A 12460-nucleotide genomic window follows, 5' to 3' on the forward strand; every position below is an offset into this window, starting at 1 on the left:
AGACCTAAGGTGTATCGTTGAGTTATTCCAAGTTTCCCCCCCCTAGGAGTGGACGTGATGAAAAGTGAAATTACAATTAGCGAGTTAGCGAAGCTGATGAATGTGTCTGTTCATCAAATCCGGTATTTTGAAGAGAAAGGCGTACTTCAACCGAGCTACATAGATAACAACCAGTATCGCATGTACGACATGGAGCAAGTATACCAGCTGGCGCAAATTCTGCTGCTTCGCAAGCTGGAGGTGCCTGTCTCGTCCATTAAGGAATGCATGACCTCTTATTCTGGAGCTCAATACCGACAGCTGCTTCATTCATCCCTGCGAGATATCGAAGCGGAAATGCAGCGTCTTAGGGAACTCCAACAGTTTATCCAAAAGGTGCTGCACGAACAGCAGAACGTAATAAACTCGACCAGCACATACCAAATCAAGCAGCGAGAACCTAGGTATTTCACACGGTGGATCGAGATGTATCCCCAGACAAAGCTAACTGCCAAACAATTGGTGGAGCAGCAGAAATCTATTCCGAACTTATTTGAGATGGATATTCACTACATCGATGATGGTTCTAGTCTGAGCACCTTATGTCTGGAGACGCAAGCCCCTGGCGATTTTTCTGTGCCGGAGGGAGATTACCTGGCGATGCAGTGCGCCATTCAAGAAGTCGATGAGCTTGATCAAGTTGTAGAACAGTTCTATGAATATGCTTCTGGGCAATCTTATGTTGTATTGGGGCCCTTGATTGTCATTGAGAAATCGTATTTGTCACTGTTCAGCAACAACAAGCTTCACTACGAACTACAAACGTTAATAGAGCCGGTTGCCAAATCTGAAGGAGGCTATGATCATGTCTGTGGCGCGGATAACGATTGAACCGATGCAGCCCAAGTACAATGCCGACGTTGGCCGATTGCTCGTCCACGGGTTTCACGGGAAATTCCAACACCTTGCGAACTTGAGTGAGGAGAATCTTGCGCTTTTTTTCGAGAAGATGCTGGATTCCTTTCCTGCTGAACCGGCAAGCTTGAGGGTTGTCGCGCTGCAAGCGGGTGAAGTGATCGGCACTTTATCGATCAAATGGAGTGCGAATGCAGAAGTTCAACAGGCAACAAGCAATCTTCCTTCGTGGAAGGATTATCATTTCATTGGAAAATGGGCATTTCTTAAACTGGTAATCGGATTGTCCCTACTAGAGCATAAGCCGTTAGCTAAGGAATGTTATATTGCTGACGTGGCTGTCCACCCCGATCATCGAAGCAAGGGAATTGGAAGATTGCTGTTGGAATGGGCGCAGCAGTTTGCGCTAGCAGAACCAAGTCTGAGCATACTAAGCTTGCATGTCGCAGGTACGAATCCACGGGCAAAACAGCTGTATGAGCAGTTATCCTTCTCTACCCATATACAAGAATATAGTACTCTGCGTCACTTCTTCTTCAATGAAGGAAAATGGCATTATATGACCCGAAAATTGAAATCATAGAGGGCTTTTCACAAGGAGAAAATAAGATGAAAAAGAAGATAGCGATATCCTTACTATTGATAGTTCTGATTTTTGGCGGTGCTGGACTGTATATTTTGAATCAACACAACTTTGACATGGATGAACAAGCTGTTCAAATCCAGACGCCTCAAGGCAAATTAACAGGCAGCTTCGTACTGCCTAAGAAATATACAAACAAGCTGGGACTTGTGTTGTTCATTCATGGGGACGGCCCTATTGACGCTACGCACGAGGACGGCTACAAGCCGCTATGGGAGCGGCTTGCTTCCCTTGGGTATGCTTCTTTGTCTCTTAACAAAAGAGGCATTAACGGTTCGGAAGGCAATTGGGAGCATCAAAGCATTGATGACCGTGTGGAAGAAGCCCGTCAGGCGATTGCTTGGGCTAAAAAACAGCCGATGATCGACGAGAAGCAGATCGGGGTGTGGGGGGCTAGTCAAGCGGGCTGGGTCATTCCGAAGCTTGCCAAGCAGGAGCCGCTTGCATTTAGCCTCCTACTCTCCCCTGCAATCAACTGGATCAGTCAAGGTGAATACAATACACGCAGTGAAATGCTGGCTGCAGGAAAATCGGAAGCAGAAATTCAAGACAGACTTGCCTATAACCGACAAGTACGACAGTTGTTAGAGAAACATGCGTCCTATGAAGAGTATGTCAAAATCGCACGTGAAAATAGCTTGATGTCGAGAGACAGATGGATATTTGCCGGCAAAAATTTGATGTCGGATGCCACGGAAGATCTTCACAACTTCAACTCGCCTGTATTGTTAATTCTAGGTCAAGAGGATATAAATGTTGATGTGAAGGATACGGAGCGGGTCTATCGAGACATCGTAAAGCCAGGGTTGATGACCGTAGCAGTCTTCCCTGATGCAGATCACTCGATGCTCAGCAAGCAGACGGTGAACTCGAATCTACGAGCAACGCTCATTAGTCTGTTCGCACCCAGACAAATTACGATTCCGGGCTATATGGATGCGATTGAGCAGTTTCTGAGGAAACTTCCTAAATAACATCATACCCAGATATAGATAGATGGGGCGGGGTTATTCCCGACCCTATTCGTTTTTTATTGACCTTTACGCAAGAATTGCTCGATTCGAGCATTAATATCATTTCTCAATATCCAGTCTGGCCAAACATCACCAAGTACAGTAATGATAATGGTATATTTGCAAATATCACTCTCGAATATATTTGGGATTCAACAACAACAGATAACCAGGTGAGAGCATTTGCTGCCTTTAGTGGTGGGGTTGGTAGTGAAGCAAGTTCAGTATCGCTTGACGTTAGTCTTACTGTATTTGCAGATAATGCTCATGTTGCACGTCTCGATGTCTACGATCTCTCAGGCCAGAATCCCGCTTTTAACACAACACTCACTCCTCCCGTATTGACTGACGGCAGTATGGATGCCAATACAGGATTGGTTGAAATTCTACCTTATAATTGGCAGAACATTCGCATTTATAACATATCCAGTGATCCGCTGCCAGCAGGAGGAATATACGGGATTCTTCCGCTTCGTTCACTGTCGTGAACTACTAGGGTCCTAATCCGCCTGTCACGCCTGGTAACCCAGCTGGTCTTATGTTCTACGCCAATATCAATTTTTTCAATTAGATATGATTGTGGTATAGCCAGCCCCTCCACTGTCTTCCGACTTATATTAAGGAGTTCGTTCAGCAATCTGGAGGGGGACTCCTGGAGCTTCCCGTCTTTCAAGTCGGCTAATATCGGCTTACCCTTCCTCCTCCACTGGACTGCATATTCCTTTAAACGGTACGCACCAACTTGTATCCGGACACAAACCTGGATTTTCTTCACAAAGTAAGCTCGCGTAATAAGGATTCTTTTTACTGAGATTTTTAAAATAACAGACAATCTCGTGATTACGATTGGCCAAACTATTCAACTGAAATGAGACCGGATACTTCGTCTTCACATGCTCATAGGTTAAATCGTCCTTCGTAAACGGAGGCGGATACGATCGTTCCGGCAAGGTTGAAATAATGTCATGAATATTGACAATGCGAATGCTGTTCTTAACCGTTAGATCGAATTTTGATGCAAACGCAGGGCTTGCGACACGTGGGCTTCCGTACGTATATACAATAGGTCTCGTAAAGGGAGTGTTAACTGCAATATCATAAGCAGCCAGTACGGCTAAGGCTCCTCCTAAACTATGGCCTGTCACGAACAGTGTTTTCGATGTAGAAAGCTTGCTAAGTTCTCTAATCAACGCTTCCCTTGCTGAATGATAGATACATGTGAATCCGCGATGAGTACGTCCAGATTCGGGGACAAAAGGATACGGAATCTGATATAAATCTTGATCCGACTCGTTGTCCTTAAATGTTCGGGTTCCTCTGAAGACGACAATGATTCGATGACTGGATTGCGCAATATAACCGAACACTTCCTCCTCCGGCTCTTCAACGCCAGCAAGAGCACGAATGATCAATGATACGGAAAATCCCTTGGGGAGTACAAATGGTTCTTGTGCAAATAGTTGATAGGCCTGATGGATCATGGTTGATAGCAAGATGGCGTCTTCTGCGTCAAAATGGTGTTCTAATTTGGATTCTTTCATTAGGCAGCTCCCTTTTCTCATCAAATCTTCATCCTCTAGCATGTTCCCCCAAACGGAACACATATATCGGGATTGGGGCAAAAACCGGGATTGTTGCTGCATAACATATCGGCGAAAACAGGGTCTTTCTCGCTGAGAGATGTAAAGTAACATGCAATGCTGTCATTTCGAGTAACCGTATTCAGTTGAAAGGCAAGCGGGTACTTAGTTTTGACATGCTGATATCGTATCCCCTGCTTCGTAAAAGGAGGCGGATAATGCTGAGCAGGAAACGTAGGAAATGAATCATGAATATTCACAATCCTAACTTTATTTCTAATCACATTGTTGAATTGGTTAGCGAAGCGCGGGTCTCCAATACGAGGGCTCCCGTACGTATATACAACAGGATTTTTAAACTTGGTGTTGACCGCAATATCCAGCGCGGCTAGCGTGGCCAGAGCCCCACCGTAGTTGTGGCCGGTAATATATAGTTGCTTTGTGGCTGAGAGCTTATTCAACTCATGAATTAATTTAGTTCTTGTTGAGCGATATATACATGTAAATCCACGTGAGGTATTCCCGGCATTAGGAACGTAGGGATACTGTACCTGTAATATGTCATAGGCGGCTAACAGATCTTCTGGATAGGCCGCATATCCTCTGAACGCGATAATAATTTGATCTGGGGACTCTGCAATAAAACCAAATACGATTTTAGTAGGATTCTCAACATTTGCAAGTGCACGAATCGTATAGATAAGCTTATACTCCGATGGCAAGACAAGTGTTCCTTCTAAGTACAATGGATACGTCTGATAGCACATAGCAGCAAGCAAGATTGCAGTCTTGCTATGAAAAGATGACCCCATATCAATGATTCTCCTCTTATATCCAAGTCGATCAATTTTTATGATGAACTTAATTATTAATGGGGTTAATGAACTTGATTCTCCCCTATTCTGAGTATATGCCCAGCTGATTGATATGGTGTTCTTCGTATATATGCCTGTTGGACCATACGACACTACCCTACAAGTTTTTGTATACGCCACTGGTACCCTGTCGTGCATGCAAATGTATGCTTTTGGTTTGGAGCGCATTTCCAATTATATACTCTCCTGCTTCGACATTTGACGGGCTCTCCTTTTTTATTTATCACTTTCGCCATACGTCTGTGAGGCCTGAGAAAATATGCTGAGTCCGCAAGTAGGTGAAATGGTGAAAATGCACATAGTTATGCTGCCAGAAACAAACTAATTGCCACAGAAAACATATAATGATATATTCTTAATGCATAGTAATTTATGGGTATAAATTTGATGTTGTCACATGCACTACCCGCTTCTGCTCGGGTACTCCTGCCAAGTTACGTATCCATTTGAGACCTACCCTATGATCAACGATTGAACGAACTGTCCGCGTTCACTATAACGCAACTCGATTCCGAAATCCCTCACATTAACACCAAATCACCCAACGACAAGAATCAGCTACTGCTACTTCATGATGCCACTCCCATTTCTCTAAAATACGTCTTCCACGATTCGGCAGTATCATATGCATTTCTTTTCTATCACCTGGTCAACAGATCTATTCGTTATGCGAGGAACTGATATAAGCTCCTATGAGAGTTTATATATAATCAGCCTATGAAGGAGGTGTCATTTGATTATTTCAGCGGTTATACATTGCCAATAAAATGAATGAAATGGAGGAAATTCTTGATGTCTACTTTATGTTCATCTGGAGCAAAACGGTTTAACTTTCTTTTTGCTGTCGGCACCGTGCTCGTGCTTCTCTTCGCGATGTCCCTCATACTCGGGGATAAGGCATTCGCACACGGTAACGTGACCAATAGCCGTGCAGGTCTTTGTGCAGACGGCGTTAATAAGAACTGTGGTCTGATTATTTATGAACCTTATAGTTTGGAAGCACATAAGGGATTCCCGGCGGGAGGCCCTGCCGATGGGAAAATTGCGAGTGCTAATGGAGCATTTGCGCCTCTTGACGAGCAATCCGCGACGCGTTGGACTAAGGTTAACATAAGCCCGGGACCGACGACATTTAATTGGAAAATTAAAGTGCCGCACGCAACGACAAGCTGGAAATATTACATCACAAAGCAAAATTGGAATCCTAATGCACCGCTTACTCGCGACTCCTTCGATTTAACTCCTTTCTGCAACGTGCCTTACAACGGTAAATTGCCTGGCAACACATACTCCGACACTTGCAACGTTCCGAGCCGAACTGGCTATCAAGTTATTCTTGCGGTTTGGGAAATTTCCGATACCTTGAATGCCTTCTATAATGTAATTGACGTTAATTTTGGTGGGAACGTTGATAATGTAGCTCCGACTGCCCCAACCGGTGCAGCGGCATCCAATATTGGGGCGACAAACGCAACTATCACTTGGGGTGCTTCCACAGACAACGTTGGCGTAACCGGCTACCAGATCTTTAACGGATCCAACCAAATCGCAACGACAAACGGAGCGTTAACTGCCAACTTGACAGGTTTAACTTCGAATACTTCGTATACGATTACGGTAAAAGCTGTTGATGCCGCCGGAAATCTATCTTCAGCAAGCAATGCGGTAACCTTCACGACGCTTCCTGTGACGGGTCCGGATACAGTAGCTCCTACAGCGCCAAGCAGCCTTCATGTTATGGGCAGCTCGACTTCCACAACGGTTCCATTAATGTGGAACGCTTCTACGGATAATGTCGGAGTTACGGGCTATCAAGTATTTCAAGGCACGACGTTGATTGCGACTGTCTCAGGTTCAACGGTGGAATACCTTGTTACGGGTCTGACGGCAAACACTTCGTATTCCTTTACCGTTAAAGCGATTGATGCTGCTGGCAACGTATCGTTAGCAAGCAACGTTCTAAACGTCACTACACCGTCCGCCCCTACTACATATCCGTCTTGGAGCGCAACGACCGTGTATGTAGCCGGTAATAAAGTAACGCATAACGGTGTGAATTATGAAGCAAAATGGTGGACGCAAGGCGAAACGCCAGGCTCTTCAGGCGCTGATGTGTGGAAAGTAATCCCTTAGAATCGGCGCGCTATCAATTAGCTATGCATATAGCCGATAGCATCTCAATCGAGTTGCTGTCGGCTATTTTTGGGTTGTTCGGGATCTTATATATTCTCCTGCTTCAACGCATCGATAATGTTCTCCTTCTTTACCTTGGCACTGGAATATAACATGGCCGAACCGACGATGACAAATACGGCGGCAATTACAAAGAGAATACTCATCCAAGGAAGAGAAAATTCGTAACTAAATCGACGCGACGATGACATATGAATGAGATACATGACGACGAAGCTTAGAGGAAGGCCGAACAAGAGCGATTTCATTCCATAAAAAATGCTCTCGTAGTTCATCATTTTCGTAAAGCCTTTAGGCGTCATTCCAACGGATTTCAGCATCGCGAATTCCCGCTTCCGAAGCGATATGCTCGTCGAGATCGTATTGAAGATGTTTGCGATAGAGATGGCTGAAATCAATATGATAAAGCCGTACGAGAATACGGACATGACCAAAATTCTTCGTTCTTCTGTGACTCTGGACTGGTATTCATTCAAAAAGAACAGATTAGAATCTCTGATTTCTTCAATCTCTTGCTGAGTCTTCAAAGGATCTTTGCTTTTTACATATAAATGAGACGAAACGAATTCCTTTCTCTTTACGTCAATGAGTCGTTCGAAGACGCGTTTGGATACGATAATATCTAACCTCCCTAATCTATCTGAACGCATTCCCATTGGCAATTGATCCGTCATTGTAGCGATGGTTACCTCTTTGGATTCTGTTTCTTTATTTGTTTCTTCATCTATATAGCTCAACCGGAAACTCTGACCGATTTTGGCATTAATAGCCTTCGTTTGCACAAATTTATTGGTCGCCTCGTCCTCATAATGAAGCGTATCCACCACGATCGCGGCGGGATGATCCGGATTCATCAGCTGTTCGACATTTGCGCCAACCGCTTTGGCATAGGCTTGTAGGCTCGAATCATTCATGGCATTAATCATTATGTCATAAAGGTACTTTCCTTCCTTCAGTACGCTCCTATCCTTCTTGACCGCTTCTTGCAGCTCATCGGCGATGGCAGCTTCCTCGATCCAGGCGTTGACCATGTGGCTTTCAGTCACATTGTATTCGCTCACATCATCAAGGGATACAATCGATTGAACCGTCGAATCGTCTAATCGTTTTCCATTGCTGTACCAGAGTTGAATGTCGTAATTAACACCTTCCTGTGAGAGTACTAGGGATTGCTTTAGATTGGCGGTATAAAATGACACCGTTAAAAATAGGAGTATGCTGATAACGAGTGAAAATACGGTGGCATGGTATCTTCGCTTATTTCGTTTTATATTTTTTAATCCTATTTCAGCTTCGATGCCGAATAGCTTGCGCATGAGCTTCGACGTTCTCACGGCTCTCCTTGTAAGCTTCACATCGTCAGTTTGGCGAATTGCGTCAATAGCAGAGATTTTGGAAGCTTTAATTGCCGGGACAAATGTCGAAATGAAAATCGTCAATATCGAAACAACACAGGCAATCAGGAGCGACATTGGCGTAATGATGAGTGTTAATTTTTCTGTAGTCTCAAGTGCCCCTTGAATGATGGGATTAATGAACAAGAAGGTTATCCCTATCCCAGCAAGACCGCACAGGATCCCGATAGGTATGCTGATTACTCCGATGATGACACCTTCTAAGAACACCGAATTCCGCTTCTGCCGCTTGGTAGCCCCGACGCTTGCTAGCATTCCTAGATGACGGGAACGCTCCGAGACGGAAATTGCAAATGCATTGTAAATCAACGAAACCGAACCGATCATAATGACCGCTATGATGATGAACATTAAGGAGAACATCATGCTGTTCGAGGCGGCGCTTTTCGACATGCCATAATAGTGAAGCAAATCGTAATTGTATTGGACGGAATCGATGTTGTTGCTTTTCGCCAGCTGTTCAGCATGATCGAATAAGGATTGATTAACGGTTTTCAGGACAACTGCCGCATTGACACGATCCGTTGCCTTTATAGTGGTTTCATCAATATAGCTTATGATGGTATAACCAGGGGACCATGCTGGTTCCATGACAGGACGTTTGATGAAGCCTACCACCGTGTATTCCTTATTCGTAATTTTCTGCAAGGATTCAGTCAATTTTCCATCTTCGCGACTCAATGAACTCGTTTGATCCAACGGTTGATCGCTGCCCTTCTCGAATCGTTCGCCGATTGACAAGGTTAAGTGATCGCCAATTTCATAGTTGACCTTTGCGTTCTTCACTATGGCTTCCGAAATCACGACCTCCTTGTCCGTTTGAGGAAGTCGTCCCTTGCTCAACTGAATAGGAAAATGTGTGAAACCCTGTGCATTATACGCCTGGATAAACAAATAGGGCTTACTTGAATTCTCCGCCCCTATTAACGGCGCATATCCGATGTCTTTGGTGATCGTGACGACTTTGGTTGCATCATCGTTCTGTATTGCTGCAAGCTGTTCTTTGCTTAAACCTTTATAAAGGACATGCCACTCCCCACTATCTGCGATGGTTTGCCTTTTCATGAGATCCAAGAAAGAAAAGCCAAGCGTTGCTGTAGCCGTCACCATGGCAACCGAAATGATGACGCCTATGATCGTAACCAGCGTGCGCCTTTTATTTTGCTTCAAATGTCTGATCGTGAGTGTATTGACGATGTTCATGGACGGATCACCTCGTCCTTGGCAATCCTTCCGTCTTCAATGGAAATGATCCTATCGGCCTGCAAGGCGATTCGTTCGTCGTGTGTAATTACGATCAGCGTCTGTTGATAGGTTTTATTTAACATCTTTAACAAGTCAACAATCTCACTGCTATTTTTGCTGTCTAAATTCCCTGTCGGCTCATCTGCAAGCATAATCGCAGGATTGCTAATGAGCGCTCTGCCAATCGAGACCCTTTGCTGCTGTCCGCCAGATAGCTGATTAGGCAGATGGTTTAGCCGATGCTGCAAATTCAATGTCCCTACAAGGACCTCCAATTGTTTTTTATCTACCTTTTGTTTATCCAACAAAAGCGGCAGCGTCATATTCTCTTCCACGGTCAGGACGGGAATGAGATTGAAGAACTGATAAATCAGCCCGATTTGTCTCCGGCGAAAGATGGCCAGCTGCGTTTCGTCCAAGGCATACATGTCTGTATCCTCAACGAACACTTTGCCGCTTGTCGGCCGATCCACACCCCCCAGCATATGTAGAAGTGTCGATTTCCCCGACCCAGAGGGCCCAATAATCGCGACGAATTCCCCTTTTCGCACGGAAAAAGATACATCATCAAGTGCTGTTACTGCTGATTCACCTTTCCCATATTGTTTAGACAGATGTTCAATTCGTAAAATTTCCATGTGTTAACCTCCATAGCTTTGCTGATGGATATCATTTTATCTGTCCAACATGACTCTCCAGTGACTGTGAAAGTGACGATTTAGTCACTTTCGGTTAAATGACTTGCTTATACAATTTAATCCGAAACTCGGTTCCCTTTCCGCCGTCACTCCTCACATCGATCACTCCGCCCTGACTTGCGATAATACTGTGAGCCATGGCCAGACCGATGCCGATACTCCCCTCGCTAGCATGCTTCCCTTTATAAAATCGTTTGAAAATGTAAGGCAAATCTTCTTTTGGTATGCCCTTGCCGTTGTCGGCAATGACAATTTCCGTAAATAGCGCATTTTCTGTAAATGAAATGGCGATTGCTCCGCCTTCCTGCGTATGCTCGACGCCATTTTTCAAAATATTGATGAGCGCTTCACTTGTCCAATTGAAATCACCTATAAATGAGACGTTGTCATCTCCATTGATCGAAACTGTCTGTTCCTTAATATCCATCGGTATCAGGACAGGCTCAAGCGCCTGCTGGATAAGCTGTTTAACCAATACTGGCTCTTTTTTGAATGGAATTGTTTTGGCATCTATTTTCGAGAGCTTTAGGAGAGATGACACAAGCCAATCGATTCGCTCCAGTTGAATTCGAATGTTGTGGGTGAATTCCATTCTTTTGACTGGCGGCAGATCAGCGCTGCTTAACAAATCGGCCATTACCGTCATGGAAGTAAGCGGCGTCTTGAGCTGATGCGAGATATCCGAAATGGCGTCCGTCAATTGCATTTTGTCCCGCTGCAGCAGTGAGCGCTGCTCGGATAGCATTAGTGTCACTTTGTATATATCGTTCTTCAAAATGCTGAGCTCGCCTTCTTGGTTATCGCGTACGTCGAGCGAATCATTGCCGCTGCTGATTTCGCGCAAATAAATTGAAAGTTTCTCAAGTTCTCGATATCTCCATCTCGTAAATGCCAAGCAGCTACCTATAAGCAGAAGCGACAAGATAACAACAAGTGCCAATGCAGCAGGCGATATAAAAGCAGCGACGGCGATCGCTGCTGCACTGATTGTGACCATAACTGTCAATAGGATTTGTATTTCTCGATTGCGGAGCATCTAATCACCCACCTTGTAGCCGAATCCACGGATCGTTTTAATCATTGCCGGATGCTGCGGATCATCCTCCAGCTTTTCACGCAGCCTCTTGATATACACAGTTAGCGTATTATCGTTTACGAATTCGCCGGCAACATCCCAAATCTGCTCCAACAGCTGATTTCTCGTGAGAACCTGCCCAATATGATTGGCAAAGATCAGCAGCAAGCGGTATTCTAATGCGGTCAATAGGATTTCAACCCGATCCTTGTACACTTTGCCTTCCAGCGTATTGATACGCACATTCCCGATATCAATGATTGTTTTTGCCTGCGATGGTTTATGGTATCTCCGCAACACCGACTTGATCCGTGACAGAAGTTCGCGAACTCGAAAAGGCTTCGTAATATAATCATCGGCCCCCATATCCAGACCCATGACGACGTTGACCTCATCGTCAATCGCGGTTAAGAAGATAACCGGAATATCTTGCCGCTCCTTCACCATTTTACACAGTTCATACCCGCTTCCATCTGGAAGCGACAAATCGAACAGACATAACGCAAATTGATCAATGTTTTCAGTGAGCATTTTCTTAGCTGATGCGACATCATGGCACAACAGGGTATCAAATTGATCCTGCTGCAGTGAATATTCCAATCCGGACGCGATCGTTTTATCGTCTTCTACAACTAATATCTTCATCACTAGTTCCCCTACTCTAAGACTGAATTCATTCTTTCTTCCTCGTGTCGACATTATATACTCTATCATTTTCTGATGGGAAGAGGTTTTATGCGTAATCAACATTATTTATCATACATTATAAAAATATATATTATTTATGACATAAAAAACCAAATTGCGACAAAATCATCGATATACATTT

At 44.4% G+C, this 12460-nt stretch carries 11 protein-coding genes; 5 read left to right on the forward strand and 6 right to left on the reverse strand.

The features are described 5' to 3' along the window. The first annotated feature begins 57 nt into the window (after positions 1–57). The 4 genes from M3661_RS25215 to M3661_RS25230 all read left to right on the forward strand — a co-directional run bounded on the left by M3661_RS25215 (position 58) and on the right by M3661_RS25230 (position 3038). A complete protein-coding gene (locus M3661_RS25215; protein ID WP_251489604.1) occupies positions 58–870 on the forward strand; it encodes a helix-turn-helix domain-containing protein in 813 nt (270 codons plus the stop codon). Then, the gene (locus M3661_RS25220; protein ID WP_251489606.1) at positions 845–1477 is read left to right on the forward strand and encodes a GNAT family N-acetyltransferase; all 633 of its coding nucleotides are present in this window, start codon (positions 845–847) and stop codon (positions 1475–1477) included. Before M3661_RS25215 ends, M3661_RS25220 begins: the two co-directional genes overlap by 26 nt. A 26-nt stretch (positions 1478–1503) precedes the next feature. Beyond that, on the forward strand, positions 1504–2511 hold the full coding sequence (locus M3661_RS25225; protein ID WP_251489608.1) for an alpha/beta hydrolase family protein: 1008 nt from the start codon (positions 1504–1506) through the stop codon (positions 2509–2511). Positions 2512–2723: 212 nt separating this feature from the next. Next, a complete protein-coding gene (locus M3661_RS25230) occupies positions 2724–3038 on the forward strand; it encodes a hypothetical protein (protein WP_175400479.1) in 315 nt (104 codons plus the stop codon). A 201-nt stretch (positions 3039–3239) separates the two neighbouring features. Here the strand turns inward: M3661_RS25230 and M3661_RS25235 are convergent, their stop codons facing one another. Continuing rightward, positions 3240–4091 (reverse strand): lipase family protein, encoded by an 852-nt coding sequence (locus M3661_RS25235; protein WP_251489610.1) that lies wholly within the window; start codon positions 4089–4091, stop codon positions 3240–3242. Between the two features lie 35 nt (positions 4092–4126). Next, a complete protein-coding gene (locus M3661_RS25240) occupies positions 4127–4942 on the reverse strand; it encodes a lipase family protein (RefSeq protein WP_251489612.1) in 816 nt (271 codons plus the stop codon). Between the two features lie 855 nt (positions 4943–5797). Here M3661_RS25240 and M3661_RS25245 point away from each other — a divergent pair. Next, on the forward strand, positions 5798–7138 hold the full coding sequence (locus tag M3661_RS25245) for a lytic polysaccharide monooxygenase (protein ID WP_251489614.1): 1341 nt from the start codon (positions 5798–5800) through the stop codon (positions 7136–7138). Between the two features lie 86 nt (positions 7139–7224). Here M3661_RS25245 and M3661_RS25250 read toward each other — a convergent pair whose 3' ends face one another. The 4 genes from M3661_RS25250 to M3661_RS25265 form a co-directional block, all read right to left on the reverse strand. Then, positions 7225–9816, reverse strand: a complete 2592-nt coding sequence (locus M3661_RS25250) for an ABC transporter permease (protein WP_251489616.1) — start codon at positions 9814–9816, stop codon at positions 7225–7227. Beyond that, complete coding sequence (locus tag M3661_RS25255; protein WP_251489618.1) at positions 9813–10496, reverse strand: ABC transporter ATP-binding protein; 684 nt, start codon at positions 10494–10496, stop codon at positions 9813–9815. The genes M3661_RS25250 and M3661_RS25255 overlap by 4 nt, the downstream gene beginning before the upstream one ends. Positions 10497–10590: 94 nt before the next feature. Then, entirely contained in the window at positions 10591–11592 is a 1002-nt protein-coding gene (locus tag M3661_RS25260) for a sensor histidine kinase (protein ID WP_251489620.1), read from the reverse strand. Further along, positions 11593–12276: a response regulator transcription factor gene (locus tag M3661_RS25265; RefSeq protein WP_065290734.1), complete on the reverse strand. Its 684-nt coding sequence runs from the start codon at positions 12274–12276 to the stop codon at positions 11593–11595. Positions 12277–12460: the final 184 nt, after the last annotated feature.

Origin of the sequence: Paenibacillus sp. MER 180 (assembly GCF_023713665.1) — a bacterium.
Classification (GTDB): Bacteria; Bacillota; Bacilli; order Paenibacillales; family Paenibacillaceae; genus Paenibacillus_B; species Paenibacillus_B suaedae.

Bases quoted from the DNA above. Each gene is read 5' to 3' on its own strand.
- M3661_RS25220 (WP_251489606.1), top strand. From the start codon at position 845: ATGTCTGTGGCGCGGATAACGATTGAACCGATGCAGCCCAAGTACAAT.
- M3661_RS25255 (WP_251489618.1), bottom strand. From the start codon at position 10,496: ATGGAAATTTTACGAATTGAACATCTGTCTAAACAATATGGGAAAGGT.
- M3661_RS25250 (WP_251489616.1), bottom strand. From the start codon at position 9,816: ATGAACATCGTCAATACACTCACGATCAGACATTTGAAGCAAAATAAA.
- M3661_RS25245 (WP_251489614.1), top strand. From the start codon at position 5,798: ATGTCTACTTTATGTTCATCTGGAGCAAAACGGTTTAACTTTCTTTTT.
- M3661_RS25265 (WP_065290734.1), bottom strand. From the start codon at position 12,276: ATGAAGATATTAGTTGTAGAAGACGATAAAACGATCGCGTCCGGATTG.
- M3661_RS25260 (WP_251489620.1), bottom strand. From the start codon at position 11,592: ATGCTCCGCAATCGAGAAATACAAATCCTATTGACAGTTATGGTCACA.
- M3661_RS25225 (WP_251489608.1), top strand. From the start codon at position 1,504: ATGAAAAAGAAGATAGCGATATCCTTACTATTGATAGTTCTGATTTTT.
- M3661_RS25215 (WP_251489604.1), top strand. From the start codon at position 58: ATGAAAAGTGAAATTACAATTAGCGAGTTAGCGAAGCTGATGAATGTG.
- M3661_RS25235 (WP_251489610.1), bottom strand. From the start codon at position 4,091: ATGAAAGAATCCAAATTAGAACACCATTTTGACGCAGAAGACGCCATC.
- M3661_RS25240 (WP_251489612.1), bottom strand. From the start codon at position 4,942: ATGGGGTCATCTTTTCATAGCAAGACTGCAATCTTGCTTGCTGCTATG.